This window comes from Simplicispira hankyongi (genome assembly GCF_003570885.1).
GTDB lineage: Bacteria > Pseudomonadota > Gammaproteobacteria > Burkholderiales > Burkholderiaceae_C > Simplicispira > Simplicispira hankyongi.
The window spans coordinates 58,078-81,153 of sequence record NZ_QXJC01000001.1; the positions used below are offsets into that span (position 1 = coordinate 58,078).

The 23,076-nt window shown below is 64.8% G+C and carries 19 protein-coding genes and 2 pseudogenes; 17 read left to right on the forward strand and 4 right to left on the reverse strand.

Translation table 11 applies throughout. The annotated features are described in order from the left end of the window. Positions 1 to 80: 80 nt before the first annotated feature. On the reverse strand, positions 81 to 1,310 hold the full coding sequence (locus tag D3F03_RS00235; RefSeq protein WP_119107382.1) for a nucleoside recognition domain-containing protein: 1,230 nt from the start codon (positions 1,308 to 1,310) through the stop codon (positions 81 to 83). Between the two features lie 455 nt (positions 1,311 to 1,765). Here D3F03_RS00235 and D3F03_RS00240 point away from each other — a divergent pair, with 455 nt between their 5' ends. Genes D3F03_RS00240 through D3F03_RS00260 form a run of 5 tightly spaced genes read left to right on the forward strand, consistent with a single transcriptional unit; the run spans position 1,766 to position 5,376 of the window. Continuing rightward, entirely contained in the window at positions 1,766 to 2,476 is a 711-nt protein-coding gene (locus D3F03_RS00240; RefSeq protein ID WP_119108475.1) for a YebC/PmpR family DNA-binding transcriptional regulator, read from the forward strand. Positions 2,477 to 2,493: 17 nt separating this feature from the next. After that, positions 2,494 to 2,778, forward strand: a complete 285-nt coding sequence (locus D3F03_RS00245; protein ID WP_119107383.1) for a DnaJ domain-containing protein — start codon at positions 2,494 to 2,496, stop codon at positions 2,776 to 2,778. Beyond that, positions 2,775 to 3,344: a hypothetical protein gene (locus D3F03_RS00250; RefSeq protein WP_119107384.1), complete on the forward strand. Its 570-nt coding sequence runs from the start codon at positions 2,775 to 2,777 to the stop codon at positions 3,342 to 3,344. The genes D3F03_RS00245 and D3F03_RS00250 overlap by 4 nt, the downstream gene beginning before the upstream one ends. Before the next feature lie 8 nt (positions 3,345 to 3,352). Further along, on the forward strand, positions 3,353 to 4,099 hold the full coding sequence (locus D3F03_RS00255; RefSeq protein ID WP_119107385.1) for an amidohydrolase family protein: 747 nt from the start codon (positions 3,353 to 3,355) through the stop codon (positions 4,097 to 4,099). Then, positions 4,099 to 5,376, forward strand: coding sequence for a hypothetical protein (locus tag D3F03_RS00260; protein ID WP_119107386.1), 1,278 nt, complete (start codon positions 4,099 to 4,101; stop codon positions 5,374 to 5,376). Before D3F03_RS00255 ends, D3F03_RS00260 begins: the two co-directional genes overlap by 1 nt. A 620-nt stretch (positions 5,377 to 5,996) precedes the next feature. Here the strand turns inward: D3F03_RS00260 and D3F03_RS17575 are convergent. Together D3F03_RS17575 and D3F03_RS00270 are read right to left on the reverse strand one after the other, a co-directional pair. After that, a pseudogene (locus D3F03_RS17575) lies at positions 5,997 to 6,707 on the reverse strand (HD-GYP domain-containing protein); the annotation flags it as partial. A gap of 213 nt (positions 6,708 to 6,920) precedes the next feature. Then, positions 6,921 to 9,248: a TonB-dependent hemoglobin/transferrin/lactoferrin family receptor gene (locus tag D3F03_RS00270; protein ID WP_245960445.1), complete on the reverse strand. Its 2,328-nt coding sequence runs from the start codon at positions 9,246 to 9,248 to the stop codon at positions 6,921 to 6,923. A gap of 154 nt (positions 9,249 to 9,402) precedes the next feature. On the opposite strand from D3F03_RS00270, the gene hyi reads away from it, so the two are divergent. The 3 genes from hyi to D3F03_RS00285 all read left to right on the forward strand — a co-directional run bounded on the left by hyi (position 9,403) and on the right by D3F03_RS00285 (position 13,486). Continuing rightward, positions 9,403 to 10,194, forward strand: a complete 792-nt coding sequence (hyi, locus tag D3F03_RS00275) for a hydroxypyruvate isomerase (protein WP_119107389.1) — start codon at positions 9,403 to 9,405, stop codon at positions 10,192 to 10,194. A gap of 13 nt (positions 10,195 to 10,207) precedes the next feature. Continuing rightward, the gene (locus D3F03_RS00280) at positions 10,208 to 11,512 is read left to right on the forward strand and encodes a glycerate kinase type-2 family protein (RefSeq protein ID WP_245960446.1); all 1,305 of its coding nucleotides are present in this window, start codon (positions 10,208 to 10,210) and stop codon (positions 11,510 to 11,512) included. 252 nt (positions 11,513 to 11,764) lie between these two features. Continuing rightward, a complete protein-coding gene (locus D3F03_RS00285; RefSeq protein ID WP_119107391.1) occupies positions 11,765 to 13,486 on the forward strand; it encodes a nitrite reductase in 1,722 nt (573 codons plus the stop codon). Positions 13,487 to 13,591: 105 nt separating this feature from the next. On the opposite strand, the gene D3F03_RS00290 is transcribed toward D3F03_RS00285, so the two are convergent. Further along, complete coding sequence (locus D3F03_RS00290; protein WP_119107392.1) at positions 13,592 to 14,137, reverse strand: PadR family transcriptional regulator; 546 nt, start codon at positions 14,135 to 14,137, stop codon at positions 13,592 to 13,594. A gap of 129 nt (positions 14,138 to 14,266) precedes the next feature. On the opposite strand from D3F03_RS00290, the pseudogene D3F03_RS00295 reads away from it, so the two are divergent. The 9 genes and pseudogenes from D3F03_RS00295 to D3F03_RS00330 all read left to right on the forward strand — a co-directional run. Next, positions 14,267 to 16,285, forward strand: a pseudogene (locus D3F03_RS00295) (oxidoreductase); the annotation flags it as partial. A 96-nt stretch (positions 16,286 to 16,381) separates the two neighbouring features. Continuing rightward, entirely contained in the window at positions 16,382 to 16,762 is a 381-nt protein-coding gene (locus tag D3F03_RS17520) for a nuclear transport factor 2 family protein (protein ID WP_342769303.1), read from the forward strand. 172 nt (positions 16,763 to 16,934) lie between these two features. Beyond that, positions 16,935 to 18,494: a bifunctional aminoglycoside phosphotransferase/ATP-binding protein gene (locus tag D3F03_RS00300; protein WP_425453050.1), complete on the forward strand. Its 1,560-nt coding sequence runs from the start codon at positions 16,935 to 16,937 to the stop codon at positions 18,492 to 18,494. A gap of 83 nt (positions 18,495 to 18,577) precedes the next feature. After that, complete coding sequence (locus tag D3F03_RS00305) at positions 18,578 to 19,390, forward strand: crotonase/enoyl-CoA hydratase family protein (RefSeq protein ID WP_119108477.1); 813 nt, start codon at positions 18,578 to 18,580, stop codon at positions 19,388 to 19,390. A 50-nt stretch (positions 19,391 to 19,440) separates the two neighbouring features. Beyond that, positions 19,441 to 19,857 (forward strand): putative toxin-antitoxin system toxin component, PIN family, encoded by a 417-nt coding sequence (locus D3F03_RS00310; RefSeq protein WP_119107394.1) that lies wholly within the window; start codon positions 19,441 to 19,443, stop codon positions 19,855 to 19,857. A 56-nt stretch (positions 19,858 to 19,913) separates the two neighbouring features. Beyond that, positions 19,914 to 20,933, forward strand: a complete 1,020-nt coding sequence (locus D3F03_RS00315; RefSeq protein ID WP_119108478.1) for an AraC family transcriptional regulator — start codon at positions 19,914 to 19,916, stop codon at positions 20,931 to 20,933. 124 nt (positions 20,934 to 21,057) lie between these two features. Beyond that, positions 21,058 to 21,936: a complex I NDUFA9 subunit family protein gene (locus D3F03_RS00320; protein ID WP_119107395.1), complete on the forward strand. Its 879-nt coding sequence runs from the start codon at positions 21,058 to 21,060 to the stop codon at positions 21,934 to 21,936. Beyond that, positions 21,933 to 22,412: a DUF2269 family protein gene (locus D3F03_RS00325; RefSeq protein ID WP_119107396.1), complete on the forward strand. Its 480-nt coding sequence runs from the start codon at positions 21,933 to 21,935 to the stop codon at positions 22,410 to 22,412. The genes D3F03_RS00320 and D3F03_RS00325 overlap by 4 nt, the downstream gene beginning before the upstream one ends. Further along, positions 22,409 to 22,990 carry a DUF4166 domain-containing protein gene (locus tag D3F03_RS00330; protein ID WP_119107397.1) on the forward strand — a complete coding sequence of 194 codons (582 nt, stop codon included), beginning with the start codon at positions 22,409 to 22,411 and terminating at the stop codon, positions 22,988 to 22,990. The genes D3F03_RS00325 and D3F03_RS00330 overlap by 4 nt, the downstream gene beginning before the upstream one ends. Positions 22,991 to 23,076: the final 86 nt, after the last annotated feature.

Genomic DNA, 23,076 nt, shown 5'->3' on the forward strand with positions numbered 1-23,076 from the left:
TAGCAGCACGTGTTTCTATAAAAATTAATAGCATTCAGCGCTTATGGGATAAGCGCTAGAGCCCAATTTAACCTAAAGTTTCACCCAAAAAACCAATAACAAACCCCAATCGCCGCCAACACCCCCGCCAGCTCCGCCAGCAGCGCGCAAGGCACCGCATGCCGCACCCGCTGAATGCCCACCGCGCCAAAGTACACCGCCAGCACATAAAACGTGGTTTCCGTGCTGCCCTGCGCCGTGGCCGCCACCAGCGCAGGGAAGCTGTCCACGCCCTTGGTCTGCATGGTCTCGATCAGCATGGCGCGCGCGGCGCTGCCCGAGAACGGTTTGACCAGCGCGGTCGGCAAGGCATCGACAAAGCGGGTGTCCCAGCCCGCGCCTTCGACCAGCCAGCGGATGCCGTCGAGCGCGTAGCCCAGCGCGCCGGACGCGCGCAGCACGCCCACGGCGCAGAGCATGGCCACCAAATAGGGCAGCAGGTTGCGCGCCACGTCGAATCCCTCGCGCGCGCCCTCGACAAACGCCTCGTACACCGGCACGCGCCGCCAGGCGCCGAGGAGCACGAAGAGCAGGACCAGGCCGAACAGCGTGAGGTTGCCCGCGAGCGACGAGAGGTGTGCCAGCGCGGTGGCGCCCAGCGTGGAAAGGAAGGCCACCAGCGCGGCGATAGCCAGCGCCAGCGGCAGCAGGTAGGCGAGCACCACGGGGCTCCAGATGGGCAGGCGCTGCACCACGGCCACGCTCAGCAGCCCGACCAGGGTAGAGGCCGAGGTGGCGAGCAGGATGGGCACGAACACCAGCGTCGGGTCGGGTGCGCCTTGCTGCAGGCGGTACATGAAGATGGTGACGGGCAGCAGCGTGAGCGACGAGGCGTTGAGCACCAGGAACAGGATTTGTGCGTTGGTGGCGGTCTCGGGCTCGGGGTTCAGGCTTTGCAGCGAATGCATGGCCTTGAGGCCAATGGGTGTGGCGGCGTTGTCCAGCCCGAGCGCGTTGGCGGCGAAGTTGAGCGTCATCAGGCCCAGCGCCGGATGGCCGCGTGGCACGCCGGGCATGAGGTGGGCGAACAGTGGCGAGAGCCAGCGCGCCAGGGTTTCGACCAGGCCGGCGCGCTCGGCAATGCGCAAAAAGCCCAGCCAGAGCGTGAGGGTGCCAAACAGCAGCAGCATGACCTCGACCGAGAGCTTGGCCATGGCAAACAGGGCCTCGACCATGGCAGCAAACACCTGGGCGTTGCCGCCGGCCAGCCACTGCACCAGCGCGGCGAGGGCAGAGGTGACGAAAAAACCCAGCCAGAGGGTGTTGAGCATGTTCGGAGCCTGTCGCACTTGGAATCACCGGCTACAAAACGGCCGCAGCGGTCCATTTTCCACCGGTTTCTTGCCCCATAGGCCTGCTATGGGGCTGCAAACCCGGCGCAAACTGTCCTCGCTGGGGCCGTTTTTCGCTTTCGGTGCTCCAAGTCCGACAGGCTCCCACCGCCGGGCAGGGAGAGGAAAGAAGCCGCCATTGTGCGTGCGGCGGCGGTGGTAACCTTGCCCTCTTTCGCCCGGACTTTCCCTCAGCCGTTGGGGGGGGGGGTGCAGTGTTTCACGCTATATGGCACATAAAAAGGCGTCTTTTCGGCCCTGGCCGCGTTGCAAATCCTCGCGATACCTACGGGTATCGCTGCGGTTTGCGCCTCGCCAGGACCAAAAATCCATCCTTTTTATTTGTGCCATCCAGCATGAAGCACTGCACCAGCGGGCACCATCAAGGAACTCGCATGGGTGCGCAATGGAAAGCAAAGGGCAAGGCGCAGGCCGCTGACGCCCGCGGAAAACTGTTTGGCAAGCTCGCCAAGGAAATCATGGTCGCCGCGCGCGGCGGCGCCGACCCGGCTGGCAACTCCAAGCTGCGGCTGGTGCTGGAGCAGGCCCGCAAGGTCTCCATGCCCAAGGACACGCTGGAGCGCGCCATCAAGAAGGGCGCTGGCATCGGCAGCGACGCCGCCAGCTTCGAGCATGTGGTGTACGAAGGCTTCGCGCCGCATCAGGTGGCGGTGATGGTTGAATGCCTGACCGACAACGTCAAACGCACCGCGCCCGAAATGCGCGTGCTGTTTCGCAAGGGGCAGTTGGGCACGTCGGGCTCGGTCGCCTGGGATTTCGACCATGTCGGCATGATCGAGGCCGAGCCCGCAAGCGCGGGCGCCGATGCCGAAATGGCCGCCATCGAAGCCGGCGCGCAGGACCTGGAGCCCGGCGAGGAAGAGGGCCAAACCCTGTTCTGGACCGAGCCCACCGACCTCGATGCCGTGAGCCGCGCGCTGCCTGAGCATGGGTTTACGGTGCTCTCCGCCAAGCTGGGCTACCGCCCCAAGAACCCGGTGGACCCGGCCAGCCTGAGCGCCGAGGCGCTGGAGGAAGTCGAAGCCTTCCTGGCCGCCATCGACGCCAACGACGACGTGCAGAACGTGTACGCCGCGCTGGGCTGAGCTAGCTGCCACATGGAATGAGCGAAGACCACTACAGCACCCTGGGCCTGCCGGCCACGGCCACTCTGGCCGACATCAAGCGGGCGTTTCGGCAGAAGGCGTCTTACTATCACCCTGACCGCAATGCGGCGAGCGACGCCGCTGCGCGTTTTCGTGCAGTGCAACAAGCCTACGATGTTCTGTCCGACGCCGAGCGGCGCCAGCAGTACGACGACAACCGCCGCCGCAACCTGCTCGACGATCCGCTGGCAACTGCCAGCGAAATCTGGCAGGCCTACGTGAAACGAATGGAGTTGCCATGAAGCTATCGCGCTACTTTTCCGACCTGCGCTCGGCCTACGAGGCCGAGCTGGACGATCTGACCTCGGATTCCGAGGGCAAGGATGTGCTCAAGAAACGCCTGGCCGCCAAACGCAGCGAAATCGGCTTTCTGGTGCAAATGCTGAGCTACAGCCCCGAGATGGTGGCCGTGGTCTTCCACCGCGGCTTTCGCTTTGCCAAGCCGGCCGCCATGCAGCGCCTGCTGACGCTGCAGCCCGAGGCGCTGCCGGCGTGGCCGGAACTGGCCGGCTCCGTCGCGCTCGAACCCTGGGCCGAACCGGTGGCGCTCAAGGTGCTGGCCGAACCCGGTGGCCCGGCCTTCATGACCGTGGCTGCGTGCCTGGAATTTCTGCATGCGCACGGTTTTGCCTCGGCCGATGCACCACCGAAGGATGCCGATGAGGACGAAGACCGCCGCGACCACGACGATGACGATGACGCCGCTGGCCTGAGCACCGACGACGCGCACGGTCCTCGGGACGAGCGCTCGCTCGACGAGGCCGGCGCCGACTGGCTGGCCGAGCAGGGCTTCGAGCGCAAGGAATAGCCACACCCATGAACCATCTTGCACTGATAGAAAAAACCACCAGCCTGATCGCTGCAGGCGACATCGTTGGCGCGGAAGGCGCGCTGGCCGAGCTGGCCGACGAAGAAGGCGACCGTGCCTTGATGGTCGTGCTCGACCAACTGGCGCCCAAGGATGTGCTGGCCGTCATGCGCGAGTACGACAGCTCCAAGGCCTCGGTGGTGAACCTGCTGGTCACGCCCGAGCAGTTCGCCCGTGCCATGGTGCTGGAGAAGCAGTACAAAGACCTCACGCACCAGCATCTGCGCAACATGGTCAACGCCGTGGTGTTCCGCGACGGCGCCGACCCGCTGGAGTTTTTGAACGCCATTGGCGACTTGGAGGGCGGCGCCGAGGCACTCGCCAACTACTTCACCGAGAAGTGGAGCCGCGTCGAATCCTTTGCCCGCACCGGCAGCTTTGACGCCACAGAAGACTACGGCCTGATGCTGAGCGACGATGAGCTGCTGGCTTCGGGCTATGTGCGCCCACGCGTCGAGCTTGACGAAGTGGCCGACCAGGACTGGATGCAAATGGCCTGGCTGCTGCGCTACGAATGCCGCGACCTGTTCATTGAAATGCTCCTGGTGCTGCGCGCCAAGGCCCGCGCCCACGACCTGGGTGAGGGCGACGAGGCAGAGGATGTTGAGGACGACGGCAAGTTCGAGACCAGCGCCACCGACCGCGGCAAGGCGACACCGGCAGCGCGCGCCTCCGACGAAGAATCGGCCATCTGATGTCCGGCAGCAGCAAGGCCGGTGCGCCGGCGCAGGTACAGGCGCAGGCCATGGCGCTGCACGATGCGCGGCCGCTCTTCGAAAAAGCGCTGGTCTATGGCGTGCAGCACGGCATCGTGGGCGCCGAGCGCCTGGCTGCCATGCACACCGAGGCGCCCAGGGGTATGGTGCAGATCGCGCGCTACTTCGGCAGCGAGTTCCTGCGCCCCGAACTGGAGCGCGCACGCGAGCGCATGGTCAACTTCATCAGCCTGCACCTGCAGGACGCCACTGGCGGCGACTTGGCCCAGGCCGCGCGCCTGCTGGCGGACCATTCGCTGCTGTCGCGCTCCAAGGCCGGCACGGATTTGCTGCGCCAGTTGATCGCCCTGCCCGAAAGCAGCCACTTTGGCATGCAGGGCCAGGACGAAGCGCAGGTCTCTCTGCTGGCGCTGTGGTCGCTGCGCAGCTATGCGCAGTACCGCGAAGAGCTGGAGCGGCGCAGCCGCATTGGCGAGGCCGTGCAGGCAGCGCTGTGGCTGGCCGAGCGCTATGCGCTGGACGACGACGTTCTGGAAGAGGGCGACGCCGAAGGCGTGATTCGCACGGCGTTGGTCCTGCAGGCCCTGGGCTACCGCGGCGCCGAATGGCCCAGCGTCGCAGGGTTCCGAAAATTGCTGACCACCCGCCGTGCCGCCGGGAAGGCGCTTGGCGGTGCGGCGGCCCTGCCATCGCCCAAAGGTTTGCCATCGGCCTTGCATGCGGTGGTGGACGCACAAAAACCTGTGGTGCTGGCCGATCTGGGCAAGCTGCTCGACCCGGCCCGCCCCTTGGGCACGCTGCTGCGCCCCATGAGCGCGCTGCGGAGCCGCTACTTTCTGCTCGAAGACCCGCTGGGCGAGGTGGACGAGTACCTGCGCGCGGCCGAACCACTGGGCGAGGACGAGGCGCCGCCCGCTGCTGCCAGCAAGACCTGGCAACGCGCCACGCAGGGCGAGAACGATGAGGCTGCGCTGCTCACGCTGTTCCTGTGTCTGGCCGTTGGCGTGCCGAAGAAGACCCTGCTGCCCGAAAAAGCCGCCAAGGCCTTAGTGCGAAAGCTCCGCACCAAGGGCTGGGAGCCAGCGCTGGCCGAAACCTTCATCGCCGAGCATGCTCCAGAAGTGCACCGCGCCGACTATCTGGCGCTGTGGCGCAGCTTTGTCGGTGAGTCGCGCGGCACGCTGCAGGATGACCACGATTACGGCCTCGGAGACGCGCTGGCGCTGCTGCGGCGCGAGTGCCACGTGGGGGGGTGATTCGATCTGGCTCAGAGGCGACTCAAGACCCACTGGCACCAGGCTTGTGCAGCGTGGTCCTCGGGTGGACTGGCGGCATGGGCGGCTGGCCAACGCCGCTGGCAGGCATTGACAATGCTTTGCAGTTGCCAAAGGGCTTCCTTTCCCACAAACGCGACTTCCGCCATCCCAGCGGCATCGCCGTCGAGTTGTGCGATCAACGCGATTTGTTGTGTGGGGTGGGTCCCCGACTCCAGCAGCACTTTGTGCAGGGCCCCAAGCCGCATTTCAATAAAGGCCAACGGCTGAGTCAGCGCCTGCTTTGCGCTGGTCAGTTGCTCGCTGCGCACCAAGGACGCTTTCAGGCGGTCCCATTCTGAAAATGCGTCTGCCAGAATTTCAAGTTGGCGAGCCGCATTCGCACCAAGCGGCATGAGGGCTGAGTCGCGTGCGCGTTCTTCATCGAGCAAGGGAAGCAAATACGCGCTGAGCCCGGCAGGAAACTTCCGGTGGTTCAAGCGCAGCACCAGCGCCAGTTGCAGCGCCGGCATTTCTTCGTATTTTTCATAAATGGCGGCAGCCACCTCAGCCAGCAGCAATATGCGCCCCAAGGCCGAGATCTGCGCACCGGGAATGCCGCGCGGGTAGCCCGAACCGTCCATTCTTTCGTGGTGTTCGAGGATGGCCACCTCGACCGAACGGGGGTACACCTGGGCCTGGCGCACCATCAGCATGGACGTGATGGGGTGCACGACCAAGTGTTTGCGGTCGGCACCGACCGGCTTGTGTTGCGGATCTTCCCACGCAGGATCCAGATGCAGCATGCCGGCGTCGTGCATCAGTGCTGCCGCGCAGAGTGCGACGCAATCGCGCGCGCTTGTGTCCGAGCGAAGCGCCAGATACATGGCGATCAGCATCATTTCCACGCTGTGCTTCCACAAGGCAGGGCGCTGCTCCCGCATCAAAGTCAGCTTGAAAGCAACAGAGGAAGGCAGTGGCATGGATGCCAGAGGGGCAAGAAGGCTTTCCGGCGAGCGCAGGGTTTGTGCCAGCTTGTAGGGCAGGACGGAGCTTGCAAGCATCTCGCGTGCCGCAGCGCTCAGCGATGCGGTGGTCAGTGCCCCCTCCACCCACAGATGGGTGTCCACGGGCTCGCGCAAAGTGTGCTGTACCAATCGCTCGTACAGCCGACGGTCGATGCGCATGCCCTCGGCCACCAGTTTGACGCCGCTTTCGCTGTAGATGGCTGCCTGCGCCACTACGGGCCGGGTTTCGGCCAGTTCCGTGACCGCATGCAAATAGTGCGCGCTGTCGTGCAGCGGGGCGCTGGCATCGAGTGTCTCGTCGGTCATGGATGGGGTTCGCGATGGGTCAATGAACAGTGCTGTGGAACCGAATGTACGTAGCGGTCTGCGTGTCCTGAATGCTTTGTGTCAAATTTTGCTGCATGCGACAACCGCAGGGAGGCAAAGTGTATTTCGAAGACCTATAAAAACTTAATTTTTGATAGCTGCCAGTGCATATCCAATAAGCGCTAGAAGCTATTTTTATTAGATATTTTCGGCTTAAAAATCAACCACCAGCGACACAAACCCGCTGCGGCCCGGTTGGGTGTAGGCGTCGTTGGTGGTCGCGTTGGCCGCCAGCCCTTGCACATCGGACCACAGCCAGTATTTGCGGTCCGTCAGGTTGCGCACGGCAAGGTTCAGGCGCATGTCCTTGCGCAAACGCCACTGCAGGGCGACGTCGAGCGTGGTGGCGGCGGGAATGGTGAACTGCGTCGCTGGCGCCTTGACGGCGGCGGAACTGTCGATGTCCGAAGCGTTCTTGGCGGCGTGGTGGCGCAGATCGAAGCGCAGGGTCCAGGGCACGGTGTCAAGCTGCAGGCCCAGAGCGAGTTGTGCCGGCTCGACCGAGTTGAGCGGCGCGCCAGTGTCGGTATTGCGGCCGCGTGCCTGGCCGTAGCTGAACGGAGTAGAGAGGCGCGTGCCGCCCAGCAGGCCGACCCGGCCCCAATCCATCGCGCCCTTGAGCTCGAAGCCATGGATGCGCGCCTGATCAATGTTGATGGTCTGGAAAATGCGCGGGTCGGTCGCGGTGCCGCTGCCGCCCATTTGCACGCGGTCCACGATGAGGTTGCGGTAATTGCTGGAGAACGCAGCAAAGTCGACGTGCAGGGCGTCAAAGCGCGCCCGCGCGCCCAGTTCCACGCCACGGCTGTGCTCGGGCTTGAGGTCGGCGTTGGGAATGAGCACCACCTGCTCTGCCATGTTCTCGAAATAACCGTTGACCTGGCCGGCGTCGGGAGCGCGAAAGCCTGCGGCGTACTGGCCGTACACCGTCCAGACGGGCGTGGCGCGGTACAGCAGGCCGAACTTGGGGGAGAGTGCCGTGCCGCTGAGCGATTTACCGGGCTCGGACGCTGGTGGGTAAAACCCCGTTTGGCTGGTCACGTCGAGCGTAAAGTGGTCCAGGCGCAGGCCGGGCGTCAGGCTCCAGTCGCCCCGTACCGATTCGTCCTGCAGGTACAGCGCATGCGTGGTTTCGCGCGTGTCGGGGAAGCGTTTGAGGGGAAACTTCTCGGGCGGCGCCGGGTTCAGGCCGGTGTACAGGTTGTTGATGTCGCTTTGCACATAGTCGTAGCCGTAGGTGAGGCGGTGCCCCCAGTTGCCGCTTTTCAGCAGCTTGTCGGCTTGCAGGCCCGCTTGCCAGGTGCGCTCGCCGTAGCGGGTGTCGCGGATGCGCAGCGGCAGCGCATTGCGCACGCTGGTGCCCACCTGGCGCGAGTCTGCGCGCTGTGCGGCCATCACGGTCTGGACATGGTCGGCCCAGGGCGCGTTCAGATCAAAGCGTGCGTCCCAAGTGAAGCGGTCGCGCTGCATGTCGCGGTTTGCGGATTCATCCACGATCGCGCCGGCAATCTGGCTTGGCGTGCCCGTGAGTGGCAGTGGCGTGCGGCTGGAGAGCAAGGTGATGTCCGCGCTTTTTTCCACATGCTCCAGCGTGAAGGTGTGCTTTTGGCCCACCGTCGGGCGCAGCACGATTTTGCCGAGCAGCGAGTTGCCACTGTCCTGCTGCGGGTTGGCAGCGGTGCGGTTCACGTTGGGTTCAAAATTGGTGCCGTGGGTGTCGAGCGCATGCGCCCCGTGTGTGCTGGCGGTGAGCAGCCAGTCCAGGCTGTCGCTGGCGCGACCCGCGACGGTGCCGGCCACGGTGTGGCCGTTGTCGTCGCCGCTCCAGCCGGCGGAGACGCGCCCGCCAATCTGCTTGGCCGTGCCATCGGCGTTCTTCAGAAAATCCTCAGGTCCGTAGGTGATGAAGTTGGCCATGCCGGCCATGCCGTCCGAGCCGTACAGGGCAGACGCCGGGCCGCGCACGACTTCCACGCGCTTGAGCAGTTCCAGCGACAGGTATTCGCGGTCGAAGGTGGTGGTGCGAAAGGCGTAGCTGCGTGGAATGCGAATGCCATCGACCAGCATCAGCACCCGGTTGCCGCCCAGACCGCGGATGTTGAGCCCCGTGTTGCCATCGCGCAGTGCGCTGGCGGTGGAGCCGGTCACCGAGAGGCGGGTGGGCGCGGTCTGTACCGACACGTTGGGCAGATCGCGCACGGCATCGCGCAAATCGGTGCTTTGGCGGTTGCTGATCTCCTGCGCGCCGATCACGTCGATGGATACCGGCAGGTCGTCGCTGGCCTGCTCCTGGCGCGAGCCGCTGACCACCACTTCCGGCAGGGCGCGCGCGCTGGTGTCGGCGGCTGCGCTTTGTGCCCAGGCGCTGCCAAGGGATGCACAGGTCACGCAGGTCAGTACCACCGGCAGGCGAAGCGAAAATTTTGAATCGGTGCGAACCGAAGGAGAAAGAGCAGGGCGGGCTGAAACGAGAGTTTTCACTGTGGGGTCTTGCCGTTGGGTGGTTGCAATGAGTATGAGAGGGCAGCTTTACCGAACCCTTGACTTGAGTCATGTTCGTCCTTTTGCCAGCCGGCGAGCGACGGCCTTGCGTGGGCGAAACCATCGCCGTGGCACCGGGCCCACAATACGTGGCATGCCCCGATTCGCCGCCAACCTCAGCCTGCTTTTTACGGAGCTGCCGTTCCTCGACCGTTTTGAGGCGGCTGCCAGGGCCGGCTTTCGTGGGGTCGAATTTTTGTTTCCCTACGATTGGCCGGCGGCTGAAATCAGGGCACGCCTGGATGCGCATGGGCTGGAACTGGTGCTGCACAACCTGCCGCCCGGCGACTGGGGGGCGGGAGAGCGGGGCATTGCCTGCCACCCGGACCGCGTGGCGGAGTTTCGCGCTGGGGTTGGCCTTGCCATCGACTATGCGTTAGCGCTTGGCGCACGCCAACTGCACTGCATGGCGGGCATTGCGCCCGAAGCGGTGGCAGCGCCATTGGTGCATCGCACCTTGGTGGAAAACCTTGGCTGGGCGGCGCGGGAATTGCACAGGGCGGGCCTTCGCCTGCTGGTGGAGCCCATCAACACCTTCGATTTCCCCGGCTACTGGCTGTGCCGGACCGCGCAAGCGCTGGCGCTGATGGACGAAGTGGGCGCCGACAACCTGATGCTGCAGTACGACATCTACCACGCGCAGCGCATGGAGGGCGAGCTCACGGCGACGCTCACCGAGCACCTGGGGCGCATCGGCCACATCCAGATTGCCGACACCCCAGGGCGCCACGAGCCGGGTACGGGCGAGATCAACTACGCCTTCGTGCTGGCGCAAATTGACCGCCTGGGCTACCAGGGCTGGGTGGGGTGTGAATACCGGCCGCAGCGCAGCACGACCCAAGGTTTGGAGTGGCGCGAACGGCTCGCGTCCGATTGCCTGGCGTAGAGAGAGACAGACGATGAAAACCCAAGCTGCTTCGCCTGCGGGCCTTTCCCCGATGGCACCGCGCGAACTGCTGCGGCGCATGTTCGATGCTGCGGTGGCGTCCGCCCAGCCCTCGCTGTGTGTGCCGCCCCATCTGCCTGCGGCCTCTGAAGTGGCGGGTCGCCTGGTGGTGATCGGCGCGGGAAAAGCGTCTGCCGCCATGGCGCAGGCGGTCGAGCAGCACTGGGCGGGGCCGCTCTCGGGCCTGGTGGTTACGCGCTATGGCTACGCCGTGCCTTGCGAGCGCATTGAAATTGTCGAGGCGGCGCACCCGGTGCCCGATGCCGCGGGTGAGCAGGCCGCGCGGCGCATGCTGGCGCTGTGCGAGGGCCTGCGCGAGGACGATTTCGTGCTGTGCCTGATTTCGGGCGGTGGCTCGTCGCTGCTGCCACTGCCGCTGCCCGGTGTGACGCTGGCCGACAAGCAGGCGCTGTCGCGCGCGCTGCTGCAATCGGGCGCCACCATCCGCGAGATGAACTGTGTGCGCCGCCACCTCTCGGCCATCAAAGGGGGGCGCCTGGCGGCTGCCTGCCACCCCGCGCGGGTGCGTACGCTGCTCATCTCCGACGTGCCAGGCGACGACCCCATGGACATTGCTTCCGGCCCCACCGTGGCCGACCCGACGCGCTGCGCCGACGCGCTGGACATTCTTCAGCGCTACGGCATTGGTCTGCCCGCTGGTGCGCGTGCGCTGCTGGAAACCGGTGCCGGTGAATCGGTCAAACCGGGTGACCCACGGCTTGCACGCGCTACGTGCCGCCTCGTCGCCGCGCCGCAGCAGGCCCTGGAAGCGGCGGCCCAGGTGGCGCGGGACGCCGGTTACCCCGCCTACATCCTCGGCGATGCCCTGGAAGGCGAGGCGCGCGACATGGGCACGCTGCTCGCCGGCATTGCGCGCCAGGTGGCCGATCGCGGTCAGCCGGTGGCCGGGCCCTGCGTGCTGCTGTCGGGCGGCGAGAGCACGGTGACCGTACGCGGCAATGGGCGTGGTGGCCGCAATGTGGAATGCCTGCTGGCATGCGCCCTGGCGCTGGCAGGCCACCCGCGCATTCATGGGCTGGCGGCTGACACCGACGGGGTTGATGGGCAGGAGGAAATCGCCGGCGCCTGGCTCGCACCCGATACGCTTGCACGCGCCTGGGCGCTTGGAATCAACCCGCGCGCGAGCCTGGCCAACAACGATGGCCATGGCTTTTTTGGCGCGCTGGGCGATGCCCTCGTGACCGGGCCAACGCGCACCAACGTCAACGACTTTCGGGCGCTGATCATCGAGGGCTGATCGCCGCCCCTGCAACCGCAGGTCTGCCCGCTGCGCGGATGGGTCGCACCTACCCGACCTCAGTGAAAGTTCCTAGGTATTTACCCGTTGTTAAATAGTCATTTCATTTCGCTATTTGAGATGAATCAATCATTGCCCCTACTGTCTGTAGGAATATGAATTCATCCCGCTGCAATCCATCTGTCGCAGCCTTCAGCGGGTGTCCCATAGAGAGGGAGTCGGCATGGGCTGTGGCAAACAAGGAGCCTCTACATGACAACCCGCAAGCTGGCGCGCCTCGTGGCCCTGGCACTTTCGACGCTGGCAGTGGCCGCCACGGCCCAAGATCACAAGCAGGGCGTTACTGCGCCTGAGGTGAATTACCAAGCCGGTTCATCGCCATTGGTCGACGAGCCGATGTACCAAAGCACGAACCCCAAAGCGCCCAAGATGACGCAGGCCGAGTTCGACCGCGCCCGTCAGATCTACTTTGAGCGTTGCGCTGGCTGCCACGGCGTGCTGCGCAAGGGTGCGACCGGCAAGCCGCTGACACCCGACATCACCATCGGCAAGGGGACGGACTACCTCAAGGTGTTCATCACCTATGGCTCACCTGCCGGCATGCCCAACTGGGGCACCTCTGGCGACCTGACCCCGGCGGAAGTGGACATGATGGCCCGCTACGTTCAGCAGGACCCTCCGATTCCTCCGGAATTCGGTATGGCGGCCATGAAGGCAACCTGGAAGGTCATCGTTCCTCCGGACCAGCGTCCGAAGAAGAAGATGAACAACTACAACATCACCAACATCTTCTCGACCACGCTGCGCGATGCGGGTCAGATTGCGTTGATCGATGGCGACTCCAAGCAAATCATCAGCGTCATCAAGACCGGCTATGCGGTGCATATCTCGCGCATGTCGGCTTCGGGCCGCTACCTGTTCGTGACCGGGCGTGATGCCAAGGTCAACATGATCGACTTGTGGATGGAGCACCCCGACACGGTGGCAGAGGTTCGCACCGGCCTCGAAGCGCGTTCGGTCGAGAGCAGCAAGTTCAAGGGCTATGAGGACAAGTACGTCATTTCGGGCACCTACTGGCCACCGCAATTCGTCATCATGAACGGCGATACGCTTGAGCCCCTCAAGATCGTCTCCACCCGGGGCATGGTCGTCGGCACGCAGGAATACCACCCCGAGCCGCGCGTGGCCTCCATCGTGGCCAGCCACTTCAAGCCCGAGTTCATCGTGAACGTCAAGGAAACCGGCAAGACGCTGATGGTGGATTACTCCGACCTGAACGCGCTCAAGACGATTGAAATCGGTTCCGCACCGTTCCTGCACGACGGCGGCCTCGACTCGACCAAGCGCTACTTCATGGTGGCGGCCAACAACAGCAACAAGATTTCGGTGATTGACCTGAAAGATGACAAGCTGGCAGCCATCGTTGATGTGGGCAAGACGCCTCACCCTGGTCGTGGTGCCAACTTCATCCACCCGAAGTTTGGTCCTGTGTGGTCTACCGGCGACCTGGGCGATGAATTCATCTCCCTCATTGGTACCGACCCGATCAAGCACAAGCAATACGCCTTCAAGGTCGTGGAGACCCTCAAGGGCCAGGGCGGCGGTGCGCTCTTCATCAAGAGCCATCCCAAGTCCAAGCACCTGTACTCCGACACGCCTCTGAACCCCGATCCCAAGCTGTCGCAGTCGGTCGCGGTGTACGACATTGACAACCTTGAGAAGGGCTACACCGTGCTGCCGATCGCCGAGTGGGCCGACATCAAGGACGATGGTGCCAAGCGCGTCGTGCAGCCTGAGTTCAACAAGGCAGGCGACGAGGTCTGGTTCTCGGTTTGGAGCGCCAAGAACAAGGAAAGCGCCATCGTGGTCGTTGACGACAAGACGCTCAAGCTCAAGGCCGTCATCAAGGACCCACGCCTGATCACGCCGACCGGCCACTTCAACGTGAACAACACGCAGCACGACGTGTACTGATCGCCCTGTTGGTCATGCGGGCCTGAAGCCCGCACATAAAAAGAGAAAGGCCGCCGATCCTGCAAGGGATCGGCGGCCTTTTGCCTGTGTGCTGCTGGTTCGGTTCTATGGTGCTGCCAGACGGGTCAGAACGGCCAGCATCTCGCGCGTCCATGCAATGGACCCTTGCTCGTACAGGATGCCTTTCTTCAAAATCATGTGCTGAATCGTGGCATGGCGCGACAAGGTGCGGCCTGGTGCAAAGTCTCGCGCTTCGATCGCCTGGTAGTGCGCCAGCTTCTCGCGGTGCAGTGCCAGGTGTCGGGCTAGCTCGGGGCGCAAGTCCACTTCAGACAGCACCGCATCGGCCCGCAGCTTGACCATGAATTCCTCGCGCAGATCCATGGGCGCAGAAGGCTGTTCTGCCCAGCGCGCCAGCTCGCCGCGGCCTGCGGGAAGCACCCGGTATTCCTTTTTGCGCGTTTTGCCGGCGTCTGCCGGAATGCTGCTGGCGATCCAGCCTGCCGCTTCCATGCGCGCCAGTTCGCGGTAGATCTGCTGGTGCGTGGCGTGCCAGAAGTAGCCGATGGACTTGTCGAAGCGCCGCGCGAGGTCGTAGCCGGAGGAATTTTTCTCCAGCAGCGAGGTGAGAACAGCATGGGCCAGCGACATGGGGCGAGTGTAGCCACCGCATCAAAACTATGCACCTGGTTGCATAAATAATCGAACGACCGTACACTTTTGTGCAACTGGTTGCATAGTCGGCCGGTTTTCGGAACAACCCCACGGAAAGACCCCGCGATGACTGCCTACCCCCACATGCTCGCCCCGCTTGACCTGGGCTTTACCACTCTCAAAAACCGTGTGCTCATGGGCTCCATGCACGTAGGCCTGGAAGAAGCCAAGGACGGTTTTGCCCGCATGGCCGCCTTTTATGCCGAGCGTGCGCGCGGCGGTGTCGGCCTGATCGTGACCGGCGGCATTGCCCCCAACGACCGCGCCCGCCCCATGCCGGGTGGCGCCGCCATGACCACGCAGGCCGAGGCGGACAAGCACAAGGTGGTGACGCAGGCGGTGCACGAGGCTGGGGGCAAGATCTGCATGCAGATCCTGCACTTCGGCCGCTATGCCTACCACCCCGAACTCGTGGCGCCCAGCGCGCTCAAGGCACCGATCAGCCCCTTTCGCCCGCACGCGCTGACCAGCGAAGAAGTGGAGCAGACCATCGAAGACTACGTCCAATGTGCGGCGCTGGCGCAAAGCGCTGGCTACGACGGCGTCGAAATCATGGGCTCTGAGGGCTACCTCATCAACGAATTCATCGCCGCACAGACCAACCAGCGGGACGACGCCTGGGGCGGCTCCTACGCCAACCGCATCCGCTTTCCGCTGGAGATCGTGCGGCGCACGCGCGCTCGGGTGGGGGCGAATTTCATCCTCATCTTCCGCCTGTCCATGCTCGATCTGGTGGAAGGCGGCTCGACCAAGGAAGAAGTCATTGAACTGGCGCAGGCGCTGGAGGCGGCAGGCGTCACCATCCTCAACACCGGCATTGGCTGGCACGAGGCGCGCATTCCCACCATTGCCACCAAGGTGCCGCGCGGCGCCTTTGCCTGGGTCACGCAGCAGCTCAAGGGCAAGGTGGGCATTCCGCTGGTCGCCACCAACCGCATCAACACGCCCGAGGTGGCCGAGCAGATTCTGGCCGACGGCATGGCCGACATGGTGAGCATGGCGCGGCCGTTCCTGGCCGACCCGGAGTTCGTCAACAAGGCCGCTGCGGGCCTGTCGGACCAGATCAATACCTGCATTGGCTGCAACCAGGCCTGTTTGGACCACACCTTTGCCGGAAAGATCACCTCGTGCCTTGTGAACCCGCGCGCCTGCCACGAAACCATTCTGGTGATGGAGCCGCTAGTCCGCAATGAGCGCGTTGCGGTCGTCGGTGCCGGCCCGGCCGGACTGGCGTTTGCCACCGAAGCCGCGCGCCGGGGGCTGGATGTGACGCTGTTCGATGCGGCAGCAGAAATCGGCGGCCAGTTCAACATCGCCAAGCAGGTGCCGGGCAAGGAAGAGTTCTACGAGACCCTGCGCTACTTCGGCAAGCAGATCGAATTGACGGGCGTCAAGCTGCAATTGGGCCGTAAGGTGGCGGCGCAGGATTTGGTGGCGGGCGGGTTCAAGCAGGTCGTGCTGGCCACCGGTATCGTGCCACGCATGCCCGAGATCGAAGGCATTAAGCACCCCAAGGTGCTCGGCTACCTCGACGTGCTGCGGGACAAGAAACCTGTGGGCAAGACGGTGGCGGTGATCGGCGCCGGTGGCATTGGCTTTGACGTGTCCGAATACCTGCTGCACGAGGGCGTCAGCCCCAGCCTGAGCAAGCCGAAGTTCTTCGCCGAATGGGGCGTGGACACCACGGGAGCCAACCGGGGCGGCTTGCAGGAAGCCCACCTGGGCGAGATCCCCCGCAAGATTTACCTGCTGCAGCGCAAGACCAGCAAAGTGGGCGAAGGCTTGGGTAAGACCACCGGCTGGATTCACCGCACCTCGCTCAAGAACCGCCATGTGGAAATGATTCCCGGCGTGCAGTACCGCAAGGTGGACGATGCCGGCCTGCACATCACCGTGGACGGCAAAGACAGCGTGCTGGCGGTGGACAACGTCATCCTCTGCGCCGGCCAAGACCCGCAGCGCGAACTGCAGGCCGCACTCGAAGCTGCAGGCTGTACCGTGCACCTGATCGGCGGCGCCGACAAGGCCGTCGAACTCGACGCCAAGCGCGCCATTAAACAGGGCACCGAACTGGCGCTGCGCCTGGACACCTCTGCAACCCAAGCGGACGCCCCGCAGGCCAAGGGTTTTGCGCAGATGCTGCAGCCCAGCGTCGCCGAGAGCCTGGCGAAATGGCATGCCATGGTGACCGAGGCCAACCTGGCCGAACTGCCCTCCATCCTGCACCCCAAGGCGGTTTTTCGCTCGCCCATGGCCCACACGCCGTACCCGAGCGCGCAGGCGGTGCAGCTCATCCTGGGCACCGTGGTCAAGGTGTTTGAAGACTTCAGCTACCACCGCGAGCTGGCCAGTGCCGACGGCAAGAGCGTGGTGCTGGAGTTCAGCGCCAAGGTCAATGGCAAGGAGCTCAAGGGCATCGACATGATCGCGTTCGACGACGACGGCAAGATCGTTGACTTTGAAGTCATGGTGCGCCCCATGAGCGGCCTGCAAGCCCTGGGCGACGAGATGGCCAAGCGCCTGGCCCCCTACCTGGCGGCCATGAAGGGTGCCAAGGCTTGAAGGCTTTGGGAGCAGGCGGCACCAACAAGCTGGATGGAGTCTTGCAGCCGGCTGGTGCATGCTTGCGCCACGGGTGCTTGTGGTACTGGATGCGCCTGTGCAAGCCTTGTTTTTACTATGCCCATCGTTTTGATAGCTGTCAGCGCTTGTCTGGAAAGTGTTTGGAGCCGATTTGACTATTGAAAACCAGACCGATGCCGCTTTGCTGAAAAATCTGGTGCCGATGCTGCAGCAGCGCGATGGCGCGCCCGTGGAGCATGTGCAAACCCATATCTCGCACATCCTGCTCACGCCTGGGCATGCCTACAAGCTCAAGCGGCCGGTGCGGCTGCCCTTTGTCGATTTCAGCAGCGTGGCCGCGCGCCGCCATTTTTGTGAAGAAGAGCTGCGCCTGAACCGGCGGCTGGCGCCATCGCTGTACCTGGAGGTGCTGCCCGTGCTGGGCAGCGTGCAGGCGCCGCGCCTGGGCGCGCCGAACGAAGCGGCAGACAGCGCTATCGACTGGGTGGTGCACATGCACCGCTTCGCCAGCGGCAGCGAGGCCGACGCCCTGGTGCGCAGTGGCGCGTTGCACGCGGCCGAGGTGGAGCGTTTTGCAAAGCAGCTTGCGCACTTTCATGCGGCCTGCCCGGTGGCGGCTGCCGGCAGCGCGTGGGGCAGCGCCGCCCAGGTGCAGCAGGCCATTGGCGATGTGTTCAACACCCTGGCAACGCTGCTGGACGGTGCCGATGCGCCCCGGCTGCAGGCGCTGCACCCGGTGTTTGCCGGGCTGGAAGGGTGGTGGGCACAGCGCCAGGCGGGCGGCCATGTGCGCGAGGGCCATGGCGACCTGCATCTGGGCAACCTGGTGCGGCTGGAGGGTGTGCTCACCGCCTTCGACTGCATCGAGTTCAGTCCGGCCCTGCGCTGGATCGACACCCTGGCGGATGCCGCGTTCCTCACCATGGACCTGCATGCCCATGGCCGCTCCGATCTGGCCTGGCGCTTTCTCGATGCCTACCTGAGCGAAACTGGCGACTACGCTGCACTGGCCGTGCTGCGTCCCTACGAAATCTACCGTGCCCTGGTGCGCGCCCTGGCGGCGCGGCTGCGCACCGAGCAGGGTGGGGCACAGGCGTGCGGGCCTGACTACCTGGCCTGCGCCGAGGCGCTGGCCCAGCCCATGCAGCCGCGCTTGCTCATCACCCATGGTCTGTCGGGTTCGGGCAAATCCACCGTCGCCGCTGCCCTGTTGGCCCAGGCCGGCGCCGTGCGCCTGCGCTCGGACGTGGAGCGCAAGCGCCTGCATGGCCTGGCGCCACTGGCCGACTCGGCTGCGCACGGCGCCGACATCTACACGCCCGAGGCCTCGCAGCGCACCTTCGAGCATTTGGCCGAGCAGGCCAGCGCGTTGTTGCAGGCCGGCTACCCGGTGATCGTCGATGCCGCCTTCCTGCGCCAGAGCGATCGCGCCCACATGCACGCCGTGGCGCAGGCACTGGGCGTGCCCTTCACCGTGTTGCACTGCCGTGCCGGCGAGCAACAACTGCAAGCGCGTGTGCAAAGTCGCCTTGCGGCAGGAGGCGACCCGTCCGAGGCCGGCCTGGCCGTACTGGCAGCGCAGCAGCGCACAGCCGAACCGCTGACGGAGCAAGAGCAGGCGCTGACACTGACCGTGAACACCGATGCCCCGTGGAGCGCAGCAGACCTCGAACGCCAATGGCGAGCCGCCGTGACGGACATGAAAGCCTGATCGAATTACTACTTAATTAATAGCTACTAACGCTTGCCAGATAAGCGCTAGAGGCCAAAAACACCTAAAAAATGGAGCCACCTATGCAATTTGAAACCCTCGCCGTCTCGCTCGAAAACCATATCGCCACCGTGCGCCTGAACCGCCCCGACAAGGCCAACGCCATGAATGCCACCATGTGGCAGGAGATTCGCCGGGCCTTCGAGTGGGTGGACGCCACCCCCGAGGCCCGCGTGGCCGTGCTGCAAGGTGAAGGCAAGCTCTTCACCGCCGGCATCGACCTGCAGATGATGATGGGCCTCGCCCCGCAGATCCAGAACGACTGCGACGGCCGCACGCGGGAAGCCCTGCGCCGCGTCATCCTCGACCTGCAGGACACGCTCACCAGCCTGGAGCGCTGCCGCAAGCCCGTGCTCGCGGCCATCCACGGCGGCTGCATCGGCGGTGGCATCGACCTCGTCACCTGCGCCGACATGCGCTATGCCAGCAGCGACGCCTACTTCACCATCAAGGAAATCGACATCGGCATGACCGCCGACGTCGGCACGCTGCAGCGCCTGCCCAAGCTGGTGGGCGAGGGCATCACCCGCGAACTGGCCTACACCGGGCGCAAGTTCGACGCGGCCGAGGCCAAGGACATCGGCCTGGTGAACCGGGTGTTCGAGAGCCGCGAGGCGCTGTACGCCGGCGTGCACGAGCTTGCCGCCACCATTGCCGCCAAGTCGCCCCTGTCGATTCGCGGCACCAAGGAAATGATCACCTACGCCCGCGACCACTCGGTGGCCGACAGCCTGAACTACATCGCCACCTGGAACGCCGCCATGCTGATGAGCAGCGATTTGAGCGAGGCCATGCAGGCCAACATGGCGAAGAAGGCGCCGAGTTTCAAGAATTGAAGGCTTTGGCGACGGCATGGGCGGTCCGATAGCTCCACGGTCCAAGAAAAATGACCCAGCCCGTGCGTATGGTGCTGGACACCAACGTGGTCTTGTCCGCGCTGGTATTCGGCGGCGGTTTGGCAGGGCAGGCCCGGCGGGCGTGGCAAGATGGCCTGCTGGTGCCATTGGCCAGTAGGGCCACGGTGCAAAAGTTGGTACGCGTGGTGGCCTACCCGAGGTTTCGCCTCTCCGGGGCGGAGCAGGGCGAATTGCTGGTCGACTTTCTGTCGTGCGCCGCGACGGTGCGCATTCCCCAGCCGCCCCCCCAGGTGCCCCGGTGCCGCGATGCGTTCGACGAACCCTTCATGCACCTGGCCGTGGCAGGCTTTTTTCAGGCTTGCGCGCGTCACTGCGCTGCTTCAAGACCGATAGCTGCCTGCGCCTTAGTTGAGCGGGGCACCGGCCGATGCCGCTGGTGGGGATGACAGAATCGGACCTGGCCCGGTGCCGGGCTTTCTTTTTCTGGACGGATACCTCTGCTGTGACTTCCCTGGCCCTCCTGCTGATCGGCTATTCGGTGTTCAGCGCACTGCTGCTCGCATTCACGCACTTCCGCGCGGGCCGCTACCCGGAGCAGCCCGTGTCTCGCGCCATGGGCCTGGTGTTGCTCGCGGCCTTGGCAGGCCTTCAGCTGCTGCACTTCGCCTGGTTGCAATGGCATGCCGACGTGGTGCACAGCCCGCTCTACAGTGTGCTGCTGTTCCTGGTGGCGCCTGCCTTCTTTCTGTTCAGTCAGCCCTTGCTGACGCAGAAAGAGGGCGCCGGCCGGCCAAGGGCGCTGTGGTGGCATGCGGTGCCGGTGGCGGCAGCCGCCGCGCTGCCGTGGGGCGTGGCGTTGCCGCTGGCCTTCGTGCTCGGCACGGGCTACCTTGTGTGGCTCGCACGCAGCTTGTACCGGCTGCGCGCCGAGCGCGCCGGCTACCGGCGGGAGTTGGTGCTGCTCAGCGTGGTGTTCGCCATCGCCGTCGCGGTGGCCCTGATGGGGCAGTTCCACGCGCTGCTGCCTGGCAAGCTGTTCTTCGCCGTCTACGCCGTGTGCATCGGCCTGGCGTTTCTGCTGGTCCAGCTCACGCTGGCGCTGCGGCCGGCACTGCCCGAGGAAGTGCGGCAGACGGTACAGACGGCCTACGCCAACACGACACTGAACAACGTGGACTGCGAAGCCACCCTGACCCGGTTGCAGGCGCTGATGCAGAACGGGCACGCTTACACCGATCCCGACCTCAGCCTGCCGCGCCTGTCGGAAAAACTGGGGCTGACCACACACCAACTGTCTGAACTCATCAACACCCGGCTGGGCAAGGGTTTCTCACGCTACCTGCGCGAGCAGCGCGTCGACGCGGCCAAGGCCATGCTGTGCGCCGAGCCTTCGGCCTCGGTGCTGTCGGTAGGGCTGGCCGTCGGGTTCACCTCGCAGTCCAACTTTTATGAGGCCTTTCGCGAAATCGAGGGCATGACGCCGGGGCAGCACCGAAAATTGCACGTTGGCCAGGGCACATAAAGTTGGTTGCTCATCCAGAATGATCATTCTGGATAGGGAATTTGTTCCTGACTGATCAGATTGCAAACATTTTTAGCTGCAATCCAGAACACTGAAGGCTCCTTCACCTCACAAGGGGCTTTTCATGAACATTCTGCTCGCAGGGGCCGATGGCTTTCTCGGTCGCCACGTGGCCCGGGCACTCGCCGGGGCCGGGCACCATATGGTGCCGGTATCGCGCCGCCACGGGGTGGACTTTGCCCGCATGCAAACACCGGGCGACTGGCGCGGTTGGCTCGCCGAGATAGACGCCGTCGTCAACTGCGTTGGCATCATCGGCGAGACCCGTGGTCAGAAGTTTGCCGCCTTGCACACGCGGGCTCCCTGCGCTTTGTTCCGGGCCTGCGCAGAGGCCAAAGTGCGACGGGTGGTGCAGGTGTCTGCTCTGGGTGCCGATGCCCATGCGTTCTCGGCCTACCACCTGAGCAAGCGCGCGGCCGACGACTGCCTGCGCGCGCTCGATCTGGACTGGTTCGTGCTGCGGCCCTCGCTGGTCTACGGCCTGGGCGGGCAAAGCGCGGCGCTGTTCATGCGGCTGGCGGCGGCGCCGATGATCCCGGTCATCGGCGACGGACAGCAGGTGGTGCAGCCTGTGCATGTGAGCGACGTGGTGGCCACCGTGGTGCGCTGCCTCGGGAGCAGCGCGCCGCGCCAGACGCTGGACGTGGTGGGTCCGCAGACATTCACCTTCGTGGAATGGCTGCAGACCATGCGCAAGGCCCAGGGCAAGCCGCGCGGCGCAGTGTTGCACGTACCGCTGGGCCTGGTGCGCAGCGCTGCCCAGTGGCTGCAGCATGTGTGGCCCATAGCCCAGCCAGACAACCTGCGCATGCTGGCCCAGGGCTACCGGGCCGACCCGGCACAGCTGGCGCGCTTTCTGGGGCGGCCGCCGCACGCGGTGCAGCCGGCGCTGTTCTTTTCGGCCACCGCGTTGCTTTCCGTGCCGGAGGGCCAGCCGTCATGACCTATACCGCGCTCAAGACCTTGCACATCCTCAGCATGGTGCTGTTGTTCGGCACTGGCCTGGGCAGCGCCTTCTACAAATGGATGGCCGACCGCAGCGGCCACGTCGCGCACATCGCGGTGACGAACCGCCATGTGGTGCTGGCCGACTGGTTGTTCACCACGCCCACGGTCCTTTTTCAGCTGCTGAGCGGTGTATGGATGCTGCACCTGGCCGGGGTGCCACTCGATACCCTCTGGGTGATATTGAGCCTCGGCCTGTACGCCGTGGCGGGCGGCTGTTGGTTGCCGGTGGTGTGGCTGCAGATCCGCATGCAGCGCATCGCCGAAGAGGCAGCGGCGCGCCATGCGCCGCTGCCGGGACTCTACTGGCGCATGGCGCGCGCCTGGTTCTGGCTGGGCGTACCGGCTTTCGTGGCCATGGTGCTGGTCGTTGTGCTGATGGTGTTCAAACACATTCCGGGGGTGGCAACATGAAAAGCCTGATGCAGCAGGTATTGGGTGAGAGCTGGAAGCAGCTTCCGCCTGGGTTGAAGGCGCATTACTGCTCCGGCGCGAGCACCGACGTTGGCCAGATGGACGTGGAGTTCCCCGCCTTCATGCAGCCGGGACTTTGGGTGCTGGGCTGGCTGGGGGCGCTGGTTCGACGTCGCGGGCGCGCCATCGCCACCACGGTCGAGAAAACCGAGGTGGGCCCGCACCAGTACTGGCGCCGCACCCTGTGCTACCCGGACGGAACCGTGGCACGCTTCAACAGCCATTGGGAGCTGGCGGGCGGCAACCAGCTCATCGAGTACGTCAACCCCTGGCTGGGCCTGCAGATGGCGGTGCAGGTGCAGGGCGGCCAGTTGCATTACCACGGCGTACGCTATGTGGTGCGCTTGGGTCGGCTGCGTCTGCCCATACCGGAGTGGCTGGCGCTGGGCCATACCACCATTGTCGAAACGGCCACAGGGCCGCGGAGCTTTGCGATGGACTTCCGGCTTGCGCACCCGCTGCTGGGGCAGGTGTTCCGATACAGCGGCACGTTCGTGGCGAAGGAGGGCGGCCGATAGTCAGTGACTCGTTCTTGCCGAGTGCGTGATTGGGCCGCCGGAAGGATGCAGGTCGGAAACCCGCAGGCGTTGGCGATGGTGCGCCC

Bases quoted from the DNA above. Each gene is read 5' to 3' on its own strand.
- D3F03_RS00235 (WP_119107382.1), bottom strand. From the start codon at position 1,310: ATGCTCAACACCCTCTGGCTGGGTTTTTTCGTCACCTCTGCCCTCGCC.
- D3F03_RS00240 (WP_119108475.1), top strand. From the start codon at position 1,766: ATGGGTGCGCAATGGAAAGCAAAGGGCAAGGCGCAGGCCGCTGACGCC.
- D3F03_RS00245 (WP_119107383.1), top strand. From the start codon at position 2,494: ATGAGCGAAGACCACTACAGCACCCTGGGCCTGCCGGCCACGGCCACT.
- D3F03_RS00250 (WP_119107384.1), top strand. From the start codon at position 2,775: ATGAAGCTATCGCGCTACTTTTCCGACCTGCGCTCGGCCTACGAGGCC.
- D3F03_RS00255 (WP_119107385.1), top strand. From the start codon at position 3,353: ATGAACCATCTTGCACTGATAGAAAAAACCACCAGCCTGATCGCTGCA.
- D3F03_RS00260 (WP_119107386.1), top strand. From the start codon at position 4,099: ATGTCCGGCAGCAGCAAGGCCGGTGCGCCGGCGCAGGTACAGGCGCAG.
- hyi (WP_119107389.1), top strand. From the start codon at position 9,403: ATGCCCCGATTCGCCGCCAACCTCAGCCTGCTTTTTACGGAGCTGCCG.
- D3F03_RS00280 (WP_245960446.1), top strand. From the start codon at position 10,208: ATGAAAACCCAAGCTGCTTCGCCTGCGGGCCTTTCCCCGATGGCACCG.
- D3F03_RS00285 (WP_119107391.1), top strand. From the start codon at position 11,765: ATGACAACCCGCAAGCTGGCGCGCCTCGTGGCCCTGGCACTTTCGACG.
- D3F03_RS00290 (WP_119107392.1), bottom strand. From the start codon at position 14,137: ATGTCGCTGGCCCATGCTGTTCTCACCTCGCTGCTGGAGAAAAATTCC.
- D3F03_RS17520 (WP_342769303.1), top strand. From the start codon at position 16,382: ATGGTGACCGAGGCCAACCTGGCCGAACTGCCCTCCATCCTGCACCCC.
- D3F03_RS00305 (WP_119108477.1), top strand. From the start codon at position 18,578: ATGCAATTTGAAACCCTCGCCGTCTCGCTCGAAAACCATATCGCCACC.
- D3F03_RS00310 (WP_119107394.1), top strand. From the start codon at position 19,441: ATGACCCAGCCCGTGCGTATGGTGCTGGACACCAACGTGGTCTTGTCC.
- D3F03_RS00320 (WP_119107395.1), top strand. From the start codon at position 21,058: ATGAACATTCTGCTCGCAGGGGCCGATGGCTTTCTCGGTCGCCACGTG.
- D3F03_RS00325 (WP_119107396.1), top strand. From the start codon at position 21,933: ATGACCTATACCGCGCTCAAGACCTTGCACATCCTCAGCATGGTGCTG.
- D3F03_RS00330 (WP_119107397.1), top strand. From the start codon at position 22,409: ATGAAAAGCCTGATGCAGCAGGTATTGGGTGAGAGCTGGAAGCAGCTT.